The 17,786-nt window shown below is 45.1% G+C and carries 17 protein-coding genes and 1 pseudogene; 8 read left to right on the top strand and 10 right to left on the bottom strand.

The features are described from left to right. Positions 1-143: 143 nt before the first annotated feature. Entirely contained in the window at positions 144-1,220 is a 1,077-nt protein-coding gene (locus ACLGGO_RS18435; RefSeq protein WP_446339710.1) for a hypothetical protein, read from the bottom strand. A 568-nt stretch (positions 1,221-1,788) separates the two neighbouring features. Between ACLGGO_RS18435 and ACLGGO_RS18440 the strand changes: the two genes are divergently transcribed. The 3 genes from ACLGGO_RS18440 (at position 1,789) to ACLGGO_RS18450 (ending at position 4,919) form a co-directional block, all read left to right on the top strand. Beyond that, a complete protein-coding gene (locus ACLGGO_RS18440; RefSeq protein ID WP_446420402.1) occupies positions 1,789-2,337 on the top strand; it encodes a DUF2721 domain-containing protein in 549 nt (182 codons plus the stop codon). A 114-nt stretch (positions 2,338-2,451) separates the two neighbouring features. After that, positions 2,452-2,637, top strand: coding sequence for a hypothetical protein (locus ACLGGO_RS18445; RefSeq protein ID WP_446339713.1), 186 nt, complete (start codon positions 2,452-2,454; stop codon positions 2,635-2,637). A gap of 131 nt (positions 2,638-2,768) precedes the next feature. Continuing rightward, the gene (locus tag ACLGGO_RS18450) at positions 2,769-4,919 is read left to right on the top strand and encodes an NACHT C-terminal helical domain 2-containing protein (RefSeq protein WP_446420403.1); all 2,151 of its coding nucleotides are present in this window, start codon (positions 2,769-2,771) and stop codon (positions 4,917-4,919) included. Positions 4,920-5,361: 442 nt separating this feature from the next. Here the strand turns inward: ACLGGO_RS18450 and ACLGGO_RS18455 are convergent, their stop codons facing one another. After that, on the bottom strand, positions 5,362-5,769 hold the full coding sequence (locus ACLGGO_RS18455) for a hypothetical protein (RefSeq protein ID WP_446420404.1): 408 nt from the start codon (positions 5,767-5,769) through the stop codon (positions 5,362-5,364). A gap of 3 nt (positions 5,770-5,772) precedes the next feature. Continuing rightward, the gene (locus ACLGGO_RS18460; RefSeq protein WP_446420405.1) at positions 5,773-5,988 is read right to left on the bottom strand and encodes a hypothetical protein; all 216 of its coding nucleotides are present in this window, start codon (positions 5,986-5,988) and stop codon (positions 5,773-5,775) included. Positions 5,989-6,126: 138 nt separating this feature from the next. Between ACLGGO_RS18460 and miaB the strand changes: the two genes are divergently transcribed. From miaB to topA, 3 genes are all read left to right on the top strand, one after another. Beyond that, positions 6,127-7,482, top strand: coding sequence for a tRNA (N6-isopentenyl adenosine(37)-C2)-methylthiotransferase MiaB (gene miaB / locus ACLGGO_RS18465; RefSeq protein WP_446420406.1), 1,356 nt, complete (start codon positions 6,127-6,129; stop codon positions 7,480-7,482). A 94-nt stretch (positions 7,483-7,576) separates the two neighbouring features. Further along, positions 7,577-7,723 carry a hypothetical protein gene (locus ACLGGO_RS18470; protein ID WP_446420407.1) on the top strand — a complete coding sequence of 49 codons (147 nt, stop codon included), beginning with the start codon at positions 7,577-7,579 and terminating at the stop codon, positions 7,721-7,723. Between the two features lie 417 nt (positions 7,724-8,140). Continuing rightward, positions 8,141-10,762 carry a type I DNA topoisomerase gene (gene topA, locus ACLGGO_RS18475; protein ID WP_446420408.1) on the top strand — a complete coding sequence of 874 codons (2,622 nt, stop codon included), beginning with the start codon at positions 8,141-8,143 and terminating at the stop codon, positions 10,760-10,762. Positions 10,763-10,818: 56 nt separating this feature from the next. Here the strand turns inward: topA and ACLGGO_RS18480 are convergent, their stop codons facing one another. The 7 genes and pseudogenes from ACLGGO_RS18480 to ACLGGO_RS18510 form a co-directional block, all read right to left on the bottom strand. Then, positions 10,819-11,682 carry a hypothetical protein gene (locus tag ACLGGO_RS18480; RefSeq protein ID WP_446420409.1) on the bottom strand — a complete coding sequence of 288 codons (864 nt, stop codon included), beginning with the start codon at positions 11,680-11,682 and terminating at the stop codon, positions 10,819-10,821. 2 nt (positions 11,683-11,684) lie between these two features. After that, positions 11,685-12,752 (bottom strand): AAA family ATPase, encoded by a 1,068-nt coding sequence (locus ACLGGO_RS18485; protein ID WP_446420410.1) that lies wholly within the window; start codon positions 12,750-12,752, stop codon positions 11,685-11,687. 26 nt (positions 12,753-12,778) lie between these two features. Beyond that, positions 12,779-12,955 (bottom strand): hypothetical protein, encoded by a 177-nt coding sequence (locus tag ACLGGO_RS18490; RefSeq protein ID WP_446420411.1) that lies wholly within the window; start codon positions 12,953-12,955, stop codon positions 12,779-12,781. A gap of 100 nt (positions 12,956-13,055) precedes the next feature. Next, complete coding sequence (locus tag ACLGGO_RS18495; protein ID WP_446420412.1) at positions 13,056-13,607, bottom strand: Uma2 family endonuclease; 552 nt, start codon at positions 13,605-13,607, stop codon at positions 13,056-13,058. Positions 13,608-13,663: 56 nt separating this feature from the next. After that, positions 13,664-14,971, bottom strand: a complete 1,308-nt coding sequence (locus ACLGGO_RS18500) for a glutamate-5-semialdehyde dehydrogenase (RefSeq protein WP_446420413.1) — start codon at positions 14,969-14,971, stop codon at positions 13,664-13,666. A gap of 258 nt (positions 14,972-15,229) precedes the next feature. Further along, the gene (locus tag ACLGGO_RS18505) at positions 15,230-15,877 is read right to left on the bottom strand and encodes a DUF1294 domain-containing protein (protein ID WP_446420414.1); all 648 of its coding nucleotides are present in this window, start codon (positions 15,875-15,877) and stop codon (positions 15,230-15,232) included. A 156-nt stretch (positions 15,878-16,033) separates the two neighbouring features. Then, positions 16,034-16,181: pseudogene (locus ACLGGO_RS18510) on the bottom strand (Uma2 family endonuclease); the annotation flags it as partial. A 132-nt stretch (positions 16,182-16,313) separates the two neighbouring features. On the opposite strand from ACLGGO_RS18510, the gene ACLGGO_RS18515 reads away from it, so the two are divergent. Together ACLGGO_RS18515 and ACLGGO_RS18520 are read left to right on the top strand one after the other, a co-directional pair. After that, entirely contained in the window at positions 16,314-16,673 is a 360-nt protein-coding gene (locus tag ACLGGO_RS18515; RefSeq protein WP_446420415.1) for a PadR family transcriptional regulator, read from the top strand. Continuing rightward, complete coding sequence (locus ACLGGO_RS18520; protein WP_446420416.1) at positions 16,674-17,210, top strand: hypothetical protein; 537 nt, start codon at positions 16,674-16,676, stop codon at positions 17,208-17,210. The last annotated feature ends 576 nt before the right edge of the window (positions 17,211-17,786 follow it).

The raw sequence follows: 17,786 nt of genomic DNA on the forward strand, positions 1-17,786 counted from the left end.
CGTTTCCCCTGCTCCCAGACGTTCCGGTGGAACGTCTCTACAACCCCGGCTTCCCCCGCTCCCCCTGCTCCCCCTGCTCCCCCTGCTCCCCCTGCTTCCCCTGCTTCAAGAGTTCCCCATTCCCCGTTCCCTTTAAGAACAGCTTATCGACAGGCGAACAATTTCTGCATTGCGGTGGTATAAGGCTGAACGATTGATTTTTGCTGAGTGTCTAGGCGGATGATAATCTTTTCTACAAGCAGTTTAACCATTTTTTCCACTAATTCCCAACTAACGTTCACACTGGGATAAACCATTTCACATAAGGGATAAAGTTCCTTTTCCATCGCTGCCATATTCTGTTCCAAAACACAAACCCAAAGGTAGGCTTGAAACATCTCGACATCGCGGATACTTGAGGCTTTTATTTCTGGAGCATCCAGTTTCCCGCGACGGCTGCGATAATTGGGATAGAGTTCCAATGCTTTGCGATAAACTCGTGCGGCAATTTCCTGACTTTTGGGTATGAGTTGCTCGACTAAGGCTAATATAGGAGAATTAAGGGAATGTTGACCCGCCGCCGCGCATACCCGTTGCCAAGGAATACAAACTTGCTCTTCAATAAATTTGAAGTAGGGAGAGAGCAATAACTGTTCGGGTAGGCTTAACCGATTCAGCAAAACCTTTGAGCTCAGATGAAACTGGGTACTCATAAATCCCAGAGCCTTCTGATTACTAGCAGATAAATGTTGCGTCTGAAATTGCATTAATTCTGGGGTGAGAATGGTAACGAGGGATGATATTTCGGGTAGCTCTAATTTGGGCATGACTGAGACTTTATATAAATCGGTCGAGATATCAACGGCTTCCACCTGAGATAAGGCAGTGATTAAGCCGGAATTCGGTGACTGTTTTTGATAGACGGATAAAACCTTCTGATAAACCTGTGCTGAGGATGTGGCAATACCCTGGGATTCGGTTAAGTTCACAACGTTGGGAATGTAGGAGAAGAGAATACTCGTTCGGATACCTGCACATTTGCAGTGAATTTCTATCAGTTGAGAGAGTTTACTCGCGGTTTTCTCTCGCCCTTGGCGAGAGGCGGCTTCCATTAACTCAGTTGTTGTGCATTTGTGGGTGGTTAATGAAAGCGTGGATAAGTCAGGGACATAGCGGGAAGCCCAAATATTAAGCAGGCGTTTAACCGTGAGACTTTTTTCTAATGGGGTTGTTACCAGCATGAAATACTCCTAGTCTGTGGTGAGGATATTCAACAAATCGGATGATTGACATCCGTTGAGCCTATTGTTGGCTGGTAGATTCCTTTGGCAAATTCATACCCGTAGGCATTTTTACCTGGCTATCCCTGCTTTCTGAACGGGTGAGAAAATTTTGCCCTGAAGGTCTATGCTTGCGTTAATGTAACAGTCTTAATGTTTAGTATAAACGCAAATATATGAATTTATGTAAACCTTTTTTAAAGAAATACTTTGCCGTCGTCCAGAGGAATTAAATCCTCAATCGCATTCGTCACCAAGAGGGGAGTTATCGCTGGCTGGCGTGGAAACTTGTCCCTGGGGATATTACACCGTTGAAACAGGCAGAAGCGGAAATTCTTAAAGCCTATAAAAGATCCCCCTCCCATGGCTTCCCCCTTTTTAAGGGGAACGGAAAAGGGATCTAATAGGCAAAACAGTAACATAAGCTACAAAATAATTTCTAGGATAACTTATTACTTCTGACAATCGCATTTCAGGAAATCCTGCGTTATACTGCTCAAGATTTCGCTAGTGAGTACCCAGGAAAATAATGGATCAAATGTCTCTCACTGTCACTCAAGTCATTCAAGCCATCCTTGCACCCGCCGTGATGATTTCATCCAGTGGTTTGTTCTTCTTAGGATTAAATGCGAGACAGTCTTCCTTATTAAATCGCATCCGGTTATTGAACAACGAGAGAAGAATCATTGCGAAAGAGTTAATGCACCAAGGACAGTTCGATTCGGGAGAAGATATTCGCTTTTTAAGTTTAGAACATCAACTGAATAATCTGTTACGCCGCGCCTGGTATGTCCGGAATTCAACCCTTTGCGACACATTAGCGGTTGTTTTTTTTGTGTTGACATCATTTGCCATTGCCCTCCATTTTTTTATGGGGATAACCTTACTGGCACAATTACCCATTTTTTTGTTTATTACTGGAATGTTTTTAGTGTTAGTGGGGGTAATTTGTTTAGCAATTGATGAAGTAATCGCCTATTCGGTAATTTTACTGGAGGTTCAAGATAAACAAGCCGTTGGACTCAATTTATTCGGCAGGTTGAGTGAACCTAAGCAGGGAGATCAGAGTAAAATCTAAAAAGAGAAAAGAAGCGTCTTTTCCTCTGCATTTTCAGGTGAAATTGTTGGTAACAAAATCTGCTATGGTTGATGACGAATAGATATTTATCGAATCGATTCAGAGGAGTTCGCTTTGCTGTCTACTTTCCCCCTACAACTCAATCCCTATCTTCTGTTGACGATTCACTGCATCATCGGCATTATCGCGGCGCTCCTGGCTCGACGCAAGGGGTTTGATTTCCGCCGTTGGCTGATTATCGGGTTAATTGGTGGTACACCTGCGTTGATAGCCGCGCTAGTTGTTAAGCCAAAACTGTAGGGATTTTAGCTTTCACGGTTGAACCACCATCACCATCTGTAGGGGCACGACATGTCGTGCCCCTACAAGGTTTCGTCTAGAATAGTCATTAATCTGGTTAATAATTCCCCTACCATCGACTTCCTAACGCCATGACTGGATCTGAAGTTCTCATCGCTCAAGCGATTAGCGGAATCGCTGTTCCCGTTTTCCAAACCCTCTGGGGACAAGGCGGTAAAGTTCTGGGATTATTTGGCAAAACTCTGGATGAAAAAGCCAAACAAGCGATTTTTAAAGCTTCTCGGCAATATGCACAGAATTATACAGAACGTCATGGCATTCTGAAAGTCTTAGGAATGCGAGAACCTGTTTCCTTGGAATCGGTTTATACAACAGTGCAATTTTTGGATGACGCCGCGATTCAGAGTTTTGAATCGGTTGAAACCCTAGAAACTGTCTATCGGAAAGCAAAACAGCGGAGTTTTCAGTCTCAAGATTGCCCCAAGCAACCCGGAATTACTGTCGCTAATCAAAAGCAATATTTGATGGTGTTAGGAAGTCCCGGTGCGGGAAAGTCTACCTTCTTGCGGCGGATGGGATTGGAAGCGCTGAAGGGAAAGAAAGGACAATTTAAACACGCTTGTATTCCGGTATTGATTGAACTCAAGACATTTAACCAGGGTGAGATTGATATTGAACATAAAATTGCTGAAGAATTCCGCATCTGTGGGTTTCCCGCACACCAGGAATTTACGGCTAAAGCCTTGGAACAAGGGAAACTGCTGATTTTGTTGGATGGATTGGATGAAGTGCCAACGGAGCGAATGAATCAGGTAATTCAGCATATTCAGAACTTTGTCGATTTACATGATAAGAATCGCTTTATTGCTTCCTGTCGGGTTGCAGCTTATCGCCACAATTTCCGCCGCTTTACCGATGTGGCAATGGCAGAGTTTGATGATGTTCAGATTGAGAATTTTATTGGCAATTGGTTTCAGCGTGAGCCAGAAATAGGTCAAGAGTGTTGGCAAAAGCTGAATCATGAAGACAATAAAGCGGCGAAGGAACTGACACAGACGCCGTTGTTGCTGACGTTAGTCTGTTTACTTTATCAGCGATCGCGGAAATTTCCTACCAACCGCGCTACGCTGTATGAACGAGCATTGCGTGTGTTATTAGAAGAATGGGCAGCAGAAAAAGGTGTTTTTAAAGATGACGTTTATAAAGGATTAGATACTAAACGAAAGGAAATGATGCTGTCGGAAATTGCCCATGATGCGTTTCAGGCAGATCATTTATTTTTGCCCAGACGGGAGATTGCGGATCAGATTGAGCAACTCTTGGCAGAAATGCTCCCCGATGAAACATTGATTGATGGGGAAGCCGTTTTAAAATCAATTGAAAAACAACATGGGGTATTAGTCCAACGGGCAGAAGGGGTTTACTCGTTTTCTCATTTAACCCTTCAGGAATATTTGACGGCACAATATATTGATGATCATCGCCAAATTGAAAAGTTAGTCAAAGAACATCTTACTGATCAGCGCTGGCAGGAGGTATTCTTATTAGTTTCTGGACTAATGCGGGGTGGGGCAGATGAGTTACTCTTGTTGATGGAAACAAATGAAGCGCAAACCTATATTAATACTCCCCGGTTACAAGCGTTATTATGTTGGGCAGATTGGGTAACGGCTGATTCTGAAAGCAATTTGAAGCCTGTAGCAAAACGTGCGATCGCCAACGTCAACGCTCTCGCCAACATCCTTGCCTACGCCTTACCCAATGCCTGCCTTAACCCCTCCATCAACGCCTATGCCAAAGCTCTCGCCTACACCTATGCCAATGCCTACGTCCTCACCAACGCTTATGCCAAAGCCTACGCTGAGTCCTACACCTACGCCTACGCCGAGTCCTACATCCTCACCAAAGCCAATGCCTACATCCAGACTATTACTAAAGCTATCGATAATGCCTACAAACTGAAAGAACTTAAAATTTTTAAAGATGACAATCTCACTGTCTTGATTGCCAGACTAGAAGCTCTAAAAACTAAAGTCCCCAACGATGATCAACCTTTAGAAAAACATCGAGCATTTGCCAATAAGATATTACAAACCTCTCTAAAGTGTTTTAATCTTAACCCAAAATTGATAAGTTTATCTGAAGCAGAAGCAACAGCAATGTCCAATTATTGCTATGCCAATACTCTGATGGTTAAGTGCAAGAAATCAGCCGTGCGGGTATCGCCCAAAACCTGGGCGGCGATTGAAGAACGGATGTTGCGGGTTCCCGACAACGGATAATCCAAGTTTCGCTTGTGTCCCGATTCAAAGCATGGACGCTACCTGTCAGGGATCTGACTTTTTACGGTATGTGGTGCCTCTGTAGGGGCGGGTTTCACTACTATCTTTTCGGTTGCACCCAGATGTCACTAAACCCGCCCCGACTCAGGTTTCTAGCCTTACCTCTGCGTCCCTCTACCTTAAAACAACATATCGTTAAGCTACCTGTAAGGGTACGGCAATGCCGTACCCCTACATTATGTCCCTGCGCCTTAATCTGGGTTCTGTAGAGTTAATACAACACCTGCACCATTGTAGAGACGTTGCATGCAACGTCTCTACAACAGCGACTTGATACCGAAACAACGCATTAATTAATTCAGCGCGATCGCATTTCTCATTGTACGAATTCACCAACCACCTTGATTCGGTCTGGTGTGCAATGGTAGAGTTAGCTGGCTGGCTAAGGAGATTTTGGCTTGACTTCAAATTCTAATTTAGAACGGTAGAAGCAAACATCGAATTCAATAAAAAAGTTAGTCTGACCCAAAATCAATGGTGTGTTTGGACGCTGCACCCATGCAAACAGCAATTTTGCCTGGGGAAAGTCTCCGATTTTGGCGATCGCAGAAAACGGCATTGCTAGCTGATTGCTAAGATTACCCGCTAACTGAATAATAGCTCTGCGATCCTCCCAAATTCCCCCTAATTGAAGACCAATTTCAAAAGGTAAAACATTAACTGTAGCACCGCTATCCACTAGCCCAATAGCTTCAACTATATGGTCTTCCCGATGTAGCATTAGCGGAAGTCTCGGCAGGCTGTCAAACTCATTTTGAGTTGGGCTAGTGGTTGAATATTTAAACCGCATATATCACTGCTGACTTGCATCTGAGCTTTTGAAGGCTTCCATTAAAACTGCACCTGCCCCAAAACAATCATAAGGGGTTGGCAAGTCATAGATTTTAAAGGGTTCCAACGGTGAAATATCCTTAGCCATCTCCAAATCCTCAGCCAGAATTCGGATCAGTTTGAGCTTTTCCGTTGCGGTGAGTTGTCGTGCCGCAGGAAGCACCTCAGCTAGTGACATAATTGCACGTCCCCAAATTGCCAGAATTTACACCTACAGCTTACTCGATTCCAGTCTGATTAGATTCAACATCAGCTTGTTCAACAACCAAAACCTATAATGAAAATCTAACGCTACCTCAAAACCCTGTACCCTAACATGACCACCTCTCCCCGTCGCTACCATATCACCACCTTCGGCTGCCAGATGAACAAAGCCGACTCGGAACGCATGGCTGGTATCTTAGAAGATATGGGATTTGAGTGGTCAGAAGACCCCAATGACGCCAGCCTAATTCTCTACAATACCTGCACGATTCGCGATAACGCCGAACAAAAAGTCTATTCCTACCTGGGTAGACAGGCAAAGCGTAAACAAGAACAAGCTGACCTTACCTTAATTGTTGCTGGCTGTGTCGCCCAACAGGAAGGAGAAGCGCTGCTGCGGCGTGTCCCGGAACTGGATTTAGTGATGGGACCCCAACACGCCAACCGCCTGCAAGACTTACTCGAACAAGTCTCCGACGGGAACCAAGTTGTCGCCACTGAACCTATCCATATCGTCGAAGACATTACTAAACCCCGCCGCGATAGCACGGTTACCGCTTGGGTAAATGTGATTTACGGCTGTAACGAACGCTGCACCTACTGCGTTGTCCCCAATGTGCGCGGTGTGGAACAATCCCGCACTCCAGAGGCGATTCGGGAGGAAATGGCAGAATTAGGACGCCAAGGCTATAAGGAAATTACCCTGCTGGGACAAAATATTGATGCTTATGGGCGAGATTTACCTGGCGTCACTGAATCCGGACGGCATCAGCACACCTTGACAGATTTACTCTCTTATGTTCACGATGTCCCTGGAGTTGAGCGGATTCGGTTTGCCACAAGTCACCCCCGCTATTTCACCGAACGACTAATTCGCGCTTGTAAGGATTTGCCTAAAGTTTGCGAACATTTCCACATTCCCTTCCAATCCGGAGATAACGATATCCTCAAAGCCATGGCGCGGGGATACACCCAGGAAAAATATCGCCGAATTATTGATACGATTCGCAATTATATGCCCGATGCGTCGATTAGTGCGGATGCGATTGTCGGCTTTCCGGGAGAAACCGAGGCACAGTTTGAGAATACATTGAAACTGGTGGAGGATATTGAATTTGACCAATTAAACACCGCCGCTTACTCCCCTCGCCCTGGTACACCCGCCGCCCTGTGGGAGAATCAGCTAAGTGAGGAGGTCAAGAGCGATCGCCTGCAACGGCTCAACCATTTAGTGAACACCAAAGCCGCCGCGCGATCGCAACGTTATTTAGGGCGGATTGAAGAAGTCCTCGTCGAAGATCAAAATCCCAAGGATTCCAGCCAAGTAATGGGACGCACCAGGGGGAATCGGTTGACTTTCTTTACTGGGGATATTAATCAATTAAAAGGACAGTTAGTTCAGGTAAAAATTACCGAAGTTCGTGCCTTCAGTCTCACCGGTCAAGCGTTAACATTAGCGCCTTGTTAAAAAGAATGTCATGTCAGGTAGGCAATGCCTATCCGACTCCTGACACAGACTCTAGCAACTGACGATTGGGAATGCGATCGGCTAAAGATTTCCAATGGAAAATATTCCAGTCATCAGTTGTCCTGATTTTGGTGAAAGTTACTTTACCGCACGAACCCTTCACGAAATTGAGCGGATTAAACGCCAACGTAAATCCTTGGCTGTTGAACGTCCTGTGGAAGTGGCTAGTTTTGCACAGTGAGTAATATGTAAAGTTATTACTGTATAACCATAAGTTATCTATAAAACCCGCCCCTACGCCTCGGCTTCCCCACCTTCCCTCTGGAAAAAGTGCAGTTACCGTGAAGATGGGATATATAAGAGAAGAAGAGACCAATATCATAGATGACCTACCCAAAGCCATAGCGTAGTATGGACTAACTGGGACTGTATTCCAGCCATAGCCTTACTAGTAACGACTTTGGGGATGCACCAACCGCCTAACCTAGCCATCATACACGGCATACGCTAACACCCATGAACCTCACTCCCACTCAAAACCATACCCTCTTGCCAAAATGAAGGGTCAAAATTCCCTGAGGACGGATCAATGACTTGACACCTCGCCAAAACTACTTAGATTAGACTGTTCAGCTAAGCTGCTATTTTGAGGACTCCCATGACCACCCTCGTCATCGTCGAATCTCCCACCAAAGCTCGCACCATTCGTAACTACTTGCCTTCGGACTACCAAGTAGAAGCGTCAATGGGTCATATTCGTGACCTTCCTCAATCGGCTAGTGAGATCCCCGAAGCCATCAAGGGAGAAAAATGGGCGCAGTTGGGGGTAAACGTGGAAGCAGATTTTGAACCCATCTACGTTGTCCCCAAGGATAAAAAGAAAGTCGTCAAACAACTCAAAGACGCCCTACAAGACGCCGAAGAATTAGTCCTAGCCACAGACGAAGACCGGGAAGGGGAAAGCATCAGTTGGCATTTATTGCAAGTCCTCAAACCCAAAGTTCCCTGCAAACGCATGGTTTTTCACGAAATTACCCAAGAAGCGATTCGTGACGCCCTGCAAAATTGTCGGGATATTGATGACCAACTGGTACGCGCCCAAGAAACCCGGCGAATTTTAGACCGATTGGTAGGTTATACCCTCTCACCTCTGTTGTGGAAAAAAATTGCCTGGGGATTATCAGCGGGGCGCGTCCAATCCGTTGCGGTAAGGCTTTTGGTGCATCGAGAACGCCAACGCCGTGCGTTCCGTCAAGGGAGTTATTGGGACTTAAAAGCCCTTTTAGACCAAGACAACACCCCCTTTGAATCCCGCCTCGTCACCCTAGCGGGGACAAAAATTGCCACTGGAAGTGATTTCGACGCCAACACGGGGCAAATTATCCAAGGGCGGACGGTGCGGCTGCTGAATGAAGCTGAGGCGCGAGACTTGCAAGCGCGGCTGGTGGACAAAACCTGGACAGTGACTGACCTGGAAGAACGCCCCGTCATCCGCAAACCCGCCCCCCCCTTTACTACCTCTACCCTGCAACAGGAAGCCAACCGCAAGTTAAGCTTATCGGCACGGGATACAATGCGGACGGCTCAAAACTTGTACGAACAGGGGTATATTACCTATATGCGGACAGATTCGGTGCATTTATCCGCCCAAGCGATCGCAGCAGCCCGGAGTTGCGTCGAACAAATGTATGGTCAGCAATACCTCAGCCCCAAACCGCGTCAGTACAGCACCAAAAGTAAAGCCGCCCAAGAAGCCCACGAAGCCATTCGCCCCGCCGGAAGTACGTTCCGTACCCCCAGAGACACCGGATTATCGGGTCGCGAATTGCAACTGTATGAGTTAATTTGGAAACGCACCGTCGCCAGTCAAATGGCAGACTCGCGCCAAACCCACATTACCGTAGACCTCGAAGTCGAAGATGCAGGATTTCGGTCTACAGGAAAACGCATCGATTTTCCCGGTTACCTCCGGGCGTATGTGGAGGGTTCTGATGATCCCGAAGCCGCTTTAGAAGACCAAGAAGTTGTCCTTCCCCCCTTAGCTGCTGGGGATCATCCAGAGTGCAAAAACCTGGAAGCCATCGGTCATGAAACCCAACCCCCAGGGCGCTACACCGAAGCCTCCCTGGTCAAAACCCTAGAAAGTGAAGGAATTGGGCGTCCGAGTACCTACGCCAGCATTATCGGTACAATTATCGATCGCGGCTATGCCCAAATGCAAAAAAAGACCCTCATCCCCACCTTCACCGCCTTTGCAGTCACCAGTTTACTAGAGAAACACTTCCCTGACTTGGTGGACACCAGCTTTACCGCCAAAATGGAACAAACCCTTGACGAAATCTCCACCGGAGAAGCCGAATGGCTACCCTATCTGGAGAAATTCTATCGGGGTGACAATGGCTTAGAAACCCAAGTTCGCGAACGGGAAGACGAAATTGATCCTAATGAAGCCCGGAGTGTAGAACTAGAAAATCTGGATGTTAAAGTTCGCATCGGTAAATTTGGTCCCTATATCGAAGCCGGAAATGGCGAGGGTTCCGTCACCGCATCCATTCCCCAAGACTTGACCCCCTCTGAACTGGATGCAGAACAGGTAGAGATTATCCTCAAGCAAAAAACCCAAGGACCGGAAAAACTGGGACTGCACCCCGAAACGGGCGAACCGATTTATCTGTTAACCGGGAGTTATGGTCCTTATGTCCAATTGGGTGAAGTCTCTGAGGAGAATAAGAAACCGAAGCGGATGTCTTTACCCAAAGGGGTGAACATGGAAGATGTCACCCTAGACATGGCGCTGGGTCTATTAGCACTCCCGCGTACCCTAGGCGTTCATCCTGGAACTGGGGGCAAAGTTCAGGCGGGATTGGGGCGTTTTGGTCCTTATGTTGTCCACAACCAGGGTAAAGAGGGAAAAGATTATCGTTCCCTCAAAAAAGAGGACGATGTATTGACAATTTCCCTAGAGCGTGCATTGGAGATATTGTCTCAGCCGAAAAAATCCAAAGGGGGTAGTCGCAGCAAGTCTAAGACTCCATTACGGGAATTAGGGGCGCATCCAGAGGACAAAGAACCCGTCAATATCTACGAGGGTCCCTATGGAACATACATCAAGCATGGTAAAACCAATGCGGGAATCCCTGATGATCAATCGGTTGAGGATATTACCTTAGAAAAAGCCTTGGAACTCTTAGCCGCGAAGAAATCCAGCAGCCGTTCCAAAAAATCAAAATCCTCAACATCCTCAACATCCTCGAAGAGTCGCAAGAGTACCAAAAAATAGGTTGGTGTAGAGACGTTGCATGCAACGTCTCTACAGTTAAGTTTAATTGTGTCCACCTATAAGTTCTCAATTTTTGTTCGTAATTCTGTCAAATCAGGATATTGAGTAATATCAAGTTGCTCAATTGCCCAATTACAAAAATTTTCTTTTAAAGAAATGTATTGAGATTTTTGTCGCTGCATGGCTTTTTGCAGATCTTTACCATGAAACCAGATTATGTACTGCTTATGTTGCCAAAATTCGTCTTGGCTAAACTTATCCTGATAGATACCTAAACTTTCCTCAAATTTGTCTTGGGTGACTTGATCAACAGCCTCTCTAAACGTCTGAATCAGTTTCTTGGCTTCAGCTTGACAGTGTGGTAAACCTAAAGAAGCAGGAAGTTTACCACTACCTTTTGTCCAAGTTGTTTTAAGATGCGATCGCGCCCCACTTGGCTTCGCTACATCAGCCAATGCCCATCGTACTGCTTGATAGTCTTTCAGCTCTCTTGCTGCCCCGTCAATCCATTCTGCAATTTTCTCAATTCCCGGTGAATTGCCATGTCCCCACTTGAATAAAGGATTTTCCGATTTCTCAAACATAGCATGCCAATACTTATGAATTAAATTAGCATCTAAGAGATAATTTTCAATACAAGCACGATTAGTTAAAAAACAGTGTTTTATTAGTTTTAGTGGGAGCAATTTACCGTCTGAGGTTGGCTCAACATCAAAATCTCTATCCCTAAAAATTATATATCGTTTATTTACAGCTTTATCATGAGACAAGTAACCTTGAGCAAAAGGTGAAAATGAAAACTTCCCACTAGCCGGCACAATTGTTGGTCCCTGTCCAGGTTCCAAGACACGCTCTAGAAGTTTGATATCAAAACTGGTTTGTTTCCCCTCACAGAAAATAACCTTATCAACGACACTCATGATTACACCTCTAACCGGATAATATGTGCTTCAGGTACTAATCCCTCTACATAATCAGAGTGAGTCGTGATGATGAATTGATTATTTTTACCCAATTTATGCAATGTTCTTAGCAATGCTTGTTGCATGGGTGGATGTAAATGTAATTCAAGTTCATCAATCAAGATGACTGAATTATGAATATTCCAGTTGGCAAAGTCCATTAACATGGGAAATATAGCCCGTTCTCCCCCAGACATTTCCGAAATTTCATACTGGTTTTTACCATCGTAGAGATAAAACCAAGGTTCACTCAGGATATCATCAATATTCTCGCGGGGAACCGGACCTTCAAAACTACGTTCGGGAAAAACTTTCTGGTAAGCTTGTTCAATTTCAGCGTAAATATCTTTTTGTCCTGGACGTAGTTGCTTAATTCTACCTGTTTCAATATCTTGGTGGAATTGTCGCAATTTTGATAGGCGATCTCGTAAATTATTATCAGTTATTTCAATTTTATTATCGGAATCTTCAGTTGTTAAACTTGTTGACGTTCTTTGTTCGGTATACCAGAAGACTGTACCCACTCGTTCAAACACCTGAAACCCTTCAGATCGCCGCAGTTGTTTAGCATAGTCTCGTCCTTTAAATTGGAACAATTGATCTGCCGTATCTGCTTGGACTCGCTCACCTTGCCATCTCAAAGTTGCTAGATAATCCTTTGCTGGAGGAACGGGTAAATGACGACCTATTTCTTGTAATTGTAATTTTTGATGGAACTCCTGAACGGCGTCGAGTTCTTGAGATGAAAATTGCACCTTTAGAGTCACCTCTGGCTCAAATCGACCCCAGTTATTTGCTAGCAGTTCATGATTAAATCCTACCCAATCTAAATCATCCAGTTTTTGCAAGCGTCCAGTTGCTACTCCCAGCGTCGCCGCAATTGCCTGTAAAAGACTGGTTTTACCAGCACCATTCATGCCAATTAGGACAATAATATCCTGTGCCAAACCCGTTTCTAAATCTGTAAAATTAAAGGTAGAATTCCTAAATTTTTTGAAATAATTTAACTCGATCGATTGAACTTTCATGGCTAATTATTTAACTCTTTACGTGTTTACTCACCTGAATTAGTCTCAGTAGATAGTTGGGCAATTAGATCGTTTAAGGGAATATTTTCCTCGTGCTTTGACTTGACACCTGTCGGTGTTTCTGCAACCTGAGCCTCTACTTCTTCTATTGATAACACGGGTAAGTCGAATGCATCCTTAAACCATTTTACCAGTTGGCTCAATTCTTCTAGCGAAGCACCAACAACAACAGGTGCTTTACCATAAGCTACAATTGTACCATCTGGCTCATAAAATACCTCACGAATTGAATAGCGTCCTTATTTACATACTGACAATAGAATCGACGGATATGCTTATATCAGAAAACGCTAGGGGATAAATTATCCCTCCAGTTAAGGTAGATCGGGAAGCGTATTCTCCATCTTGGGGATCTCGAAATACAATTAGTTGTCTTTTTTTCAGGTTAACGACCCAGTATTCAGAAATACCAACTTGGGCATAAATTTTAAGTTTTATCCCCAAATCGTTCTCTAAAGTTGACTCGGAGTATTCGATGAGCCAGAAAATATTCTCTGGATAAGGGTGATGCTCTAGGTATTCACGCCCCAATCGTTGCACAATGGCAATATCGGGTTCAGGTTCAGAGTTGTTTGGGAGTGTAATCGGCTTGGCTAAGCGAACCATTGCGCGATCGCATAACCGTCGCATCAGATATTCCCCAGCTTCACTACTGAAGTAGGCGTGGGGTTCTCCTTCTGGTGACATCTCGACAATTTCTCCCTGAAGTAGTTCCACCTGCCGATCCTCTAAGATCCCTGCCGCAATCATGCGGTGATACTCGTCTATTGTCCATTTGGCTGTGATGAGTGCCATCGCGATCGCGTTTCTGTTGCTTTAAAGATGAAACACTGATTAGGTTTAGGTTTCCTTCAATCCAAATCCTTATGGGTAAAGGATTTGGCATCCTTGCCACTATAACTCGCAACAACCTGACCTTGACCTGTCATTTGATATTTATACGTCACCAATCCCTCCAATCCTACAGGACCACGGGGCGGTAATTTATTTGTACTAATTCCGACTTCGGCGCCAAACCCATAGCGGAACCCATCCGCAAACCGAGTCGAACAGTTGTGGAACACATTCGCACCATCGACTTGATTGAGGAATATCTGGGCAATGTCTGCATCTTCGGTGACAATAACATCGGTATGCCCAGAACCATAATGATTAATATGATTAATTGCTGCTTCCAGAGAGTCTACGATTTTAATCGACAGAGTTAAATCATTATATTCTGTAGACCAATCTGCATCTGTGGCGGCTGAACAGTCAATCATTTGGCAAGTCGCTTCATCGCCACGGAGTTCCACCAGCCGTTCTTTCAAGGCTTTTGCGGCTAGGGGAAGGAAACTCGGCGCGATCGCACGATGGATCAGTAGGGTTTCTATCGCATTACACACCGCCGGATACTGGGTTTTCGCATCGACAGTAATCTCTACCGCTTTTTGCAAGTCAGCCGCCCGATCAATATAACCATGACATATCCCATCCGCATGACCCAATACCGGAATCCGGGTATTATCTTGAACAAAGCGGACAAAGGCATTCGATCCTCTGGGAATAACTAAATCAATGTATTGATCCAACTGCAATAGCGCCATCGTCTCCTCTCTGGTGGTTAAGAGTTGCACCACCGCCGGATCAATCGAACTCGTAGATAATCCTTTATGAATCGCCTTAACAATCGCTTCACAGGATCGTACTGCTTCTTTCCCACCTTTGAGAATCACCCCATTCCCCGATTTCACCGCCAGGGAGGTAATTTGCATCACCGCATCGGGACGTGCTTCAAAGATAACGCCTAAGACTCCCAGGGGACAAGTGACGCGCTTGAGAACTAATCCTTTATCGAGTTCCCGATGAATTTGGATTGCGCCAATGGGATCAGTCAACCTACCGACATCCCGCACCCCCGCGATCGCGGCGTTTAGTTTTGTCTCATCCAGCTTCAGGCGGTTGTAAAGGGGTTTGGGGATACCCTCCGCTTCTGCGGCTTGACAATCCGCGACATTCGCCGCCAAAATATCTGCTGTTGCGGTTTCTAAGGCTTTCGCGATCGCTTCAATGGCTAGATTCTTAGTATCAGTGGACATAACCGCCAACAGTCGCGCCGCTTGGCGAGTGGATTGTGCGATCGCGCTGAGGGATTGGGATGGTACTGGAGTCGCTGTCATGGCTGGAGATTGGAATACCAACTAAGTCATCTGAAGTCTAGCAAAATCCTCGGCTGGGCGGAAATTATGATTGATGTCTTTCCCAGAAGCCAAAAGCGCAATCTATCTAAAAAATATTAGAGGTTCCTGGATAATAGGATTTACTGCATAGCTTGAATCTTCGATCAGCCAAACCTTAAAAATTAGCCACGATATAAATATAAATATTAAAGTCGATAAACTTTTTAATAAAAACATAATTCTACAACATTTTTTCACTCAATTAAATAAATGTTTTAACAGCCAAGCGCTCCAAAATATAATATGAAAAGCCACAATCGCCCAAAATACGATTTGGTAAGAATTTTTGCTACTTTTGTGGCGTAGGGTGCGTTGAGCAATGAAAGCACCTAACCATCCACCTGCTAGTTCGCACAAATGTAACGTTTTTTCAGGTATCCTCCATTCTCCGGTTCTAGCATGGGACTTATCGTGAGCATAAAGGAGAAAGGTTAACCCACTCATGCTCAAATACAGCAGCAGAGGAATAAAATTTGATGTTATTGATGCCAAGTGAACTGAACCGCCAATAGGAAATAGAGATAAAAACAAAACTTCCCAGACTAATAAAGACGATTTTGTTCTCTTTTTCGATCCCTTTCTTTTAGCAGAGGTTTTGGCTAACTGTTTTGGACTAGGCTGAGATGCCGTTCCTTCGATGACAGCATTGCTAGCACGACGTTTTCCTTTGTTGTCAACGGTTACTTGATAAAGGATAATGTCATCGACTTGGGGACGGCGATTAGGATTTTTTAATCCAGTGATATGCAGAAAAACGTCTTGATCGCCATGATTAGGTTTGATAAAGCCAAAACCCCTTTCGTCTTTCCAAACCGTTAATTGACCTTTATGCGTTTTGGGTTTCATCCCTAAAACTAAATGCTAGTTTAGAATACTATACCATGGCGTCAGCCTTGCACCCCTACAGTTGGGTATCAACAGTGACAATAGAATCGATGGATATACTTATATCAGGAAATGCTAAGGGATAAATTATTCCTCCAGTTAACGTAGCTCTTGAAGCATATTCCCCAGCTTCATGGGGTTCTCCTTCTGGTAATATCTCAACAATTTCTCCCTGAAGTAGTTCCACCCGCCGATCCTCTAAAATCCCCGCCGCAATCATGCGGTGATATTCGTCTATTGTCCATTTGGCTGTGGTGACTCTCATCGCGATCGCGTTTCTTTTTCTGGCTTTATTATAGACAGCGCTAACTATAGAGGCGCAAAGAGCGCCTACTAGGAACGGCTTCATCTCCACTATATTCAAAAATTGAATATATAATAAAATTATGAATATAGTATGGATGACCCGATGCCTATTCGCAACAAAGACGACACGCTGAATCTGACGTTGATAGAAGAGTCGATCCTGAATGCGCTGATGTATCGAGAACGCTATGGATTGGAGATTATGAGTGCGATCGCGCAAGCTAGCAACGGTGAACGCACCATTGGCTTCAGTTCCCTTTACCCCACCTTGCGAAAACTGGAAAAGCGGGGATTTGTGACCTCTCGCTGGGGTGATGAAGCGCCGGAGGAAACCACAGGCGCACGCCGACGTTACTACAAAATTACAGGTTCTGGCTTGCAAGCCTTAGAGAAAAAGCAACAATTCCTCAACGCCTTACAACATTTGCAACCTGTACTGGGAGAACTTTAAATGATGCAACGAAACCGTCACCGCCGCCACGTCGTTTCGCAGATAATACGTTTTATCCGGCGTGGTGTAAAAGCGATCGCCAAAACCTTGATCTATCTAACTGTTGAATTTACCATCTACGTTGCTATTGCTGGAGTTGCGATCGCGCTTTTCTGGCTGGGATTACCCAGTTATGTCGCCTTAGGATTAAGTATCGGATTAGTAATTCTCAGCCTCACCATTAGTTTTCTGGCTTACCGACAACATCGCCTCATCACCAGGCGATCCGTCACAATCCATGCTTCTCCTACTATGAAAGGGGATGTCAAACTAGCTGACTTGATCGCTCAAACCCTTGCCGAAAAAGCGCCTCAGGAGTGGGAAGAATACCAAGATTGGCTACATGATATTTTGCTGGATCGTCGCCAACGGCTAGATGAGGGTGATCCCCATTGGCGAGTAACCCTATTAACCTACTGGCGATTAACTCGACTCTGCATTACCGTCACTTTGATCAAGCTGAGACGACTTGCGATCGCGGCGAGACGACTGCGTTAGCAACTCCCCACGATTGCGATCGCGCCCCTTATTGATGGATGATCCGAAACACCTGTACCCTGTAGGGGCTACCCCCTTACACCAATTAACAACACCTGTCCACCCCATTGGATCGGCTCACCCTCGACTCAATCAATGTCGTGATCGGTTCGTGATTTGCCAAGGACGAATGACAAAAGACAAAAGACAAAAAAAAGAGAGTCACCTAAGCAACTCTCCGGATTATCAGGGTGCATCTACTATGCACAATTATAAACTTATGGGATGAGGGGTGTCACCCCCTATTTACAAAAAAGATGTTTAGTTTTGTAAAGGAGTGGCGGCGTCACCCGTGATCCGTGACCCCTGAGCGACGACAATAATTATACCTCCGTCGCAGGAAACTCCGCGTCTTTAGACCGGGGAGTGTCAAACGTGGTAACTTGGCTCACGGATGTACTCGCACAGATCATAACAGCTTGCTCCAACTCGACTGAGTATTAATACTTACTTTTACCCTTAGTAAAACAGGCGAAAGTGAAATCAGGATGAAAAGCAAGCTGTTGTTCTGATTCAGGTTTAGACGAGGTATTTCAT

The sequence above is a fragment of the Coleofasciculus sp. genome (assembly GCF_046565525.1).
GTDB lineage: Bacteria > Cyanobacteriota > Cyanobacteriia > Cyanobacteriales > Coleofasciculaceae > Coleofasciculus.

Bases quoted from the DNA above. Each gene is read 5' to 3' on its own strand.
- ACLGGO_RS18435 (WP_446339710.1), bottom strand. From the start codon at position 1,220: ATGCTGGTAACAACCCCATTAGAAAAAAGTCTCACGGTTAAACGCCTG.
- ACLGGO_RS18440 (WP_446420402.1), top strand. From the start codon at position 1,789: ATGGATCAAATGTCTCTCACTGTCACTCAAGTCATTCAAGCCATCCTT.
- ACLGGO_RS18450 (WP_446420403.1), top strand. From the start codon at position 2,769: ATGACTGGATCTGAAGTTCTCATCGCTCAAGCGATTAGCGGAATCGCT.
- ACLGGO_RS18455 (WP_446420404.1), bottom strand. From the start codon at position 5,769: ATGCGGTTTAAATATTCAACCACTAGCCCAACTCAAAATGAGTTTGAC.
- ACLGGO_RS18460 (WP_446420405.1), bottom strand. From the start codon at position 5,988: ATGTCACTAGCTGAGGTGCTTCCTGCGGCACGACAACTCACCGCAACG.
- miaB (WP_446420406.1), top strand. From the start codon at position 6,127: ATGACCACCTCTCCCCGTCGCTACCATATCACCACCTTCGGCTGCCAG.
- ACLGGO_RS18470 (WP_446420407.1), top strand. From the start codon at position 7,577: ATGGAAAATATTCCAGTCATCAGTTGTCCTGATTTTGGTGAAAGTTAC.
- topA (WP_446420408.1), top strand. From the start codon at position 8,141: ATGACCACCCTCGTCATCGTCGAATCTCCCACCAAAGCTCGCACCATT.
- ACLGGO_RS18480 (WP_446420409.1), bottom strand. From the start codon at position 11,682: ATGAGTGTCGTTGATAAGGTTATTTTCTGTGAGGGGAAACAAACCAGT.
- ACLGGO_RS18485 (WP_446420410.1), bottom strand. From the start codon at position 12,752: ATGAAAGTTCAATCGATCGAGTTAAATTATTTCAAAAAATTTAGGAAT.
- ACLGGO_RS18495 (WP_446420412.1), bottom strand. From the start codon at position 13,607: ATGGCACTCATCACAGCCAAATGGACAATAGACGAGTATCACCGCATG.
- ACLGGO_RS18500 (WP_446420413.1), bottom strand. From the start codon at position 14,971: ATGACAGCGACTCCAGTACCATCCCAATCCCTCAGCGCGATCGCACAA.
- ACLGGO_RS18505 (WP_446420414.1), bottom strand. From the start codon at position 15,877: ATGAAACCCAAAACGCATAAAGGTCAATTAACGGTTTGGAAAGACGAA.
- ACLGGO_RS18515 (WP_446420415.1), top strand. From the start codon at position 16,314: ATGGATGACCCGATGCCTATTCGCAACAAAGACGACACGCTGAATCTG.
- ACLGGO_RS18520 (WP_446420416.1), top strand. From the start codon at position 16,674: ATGATGCAACGAAACCGTCACCGCCGCCACGTCGTTTCGCAGATAATA.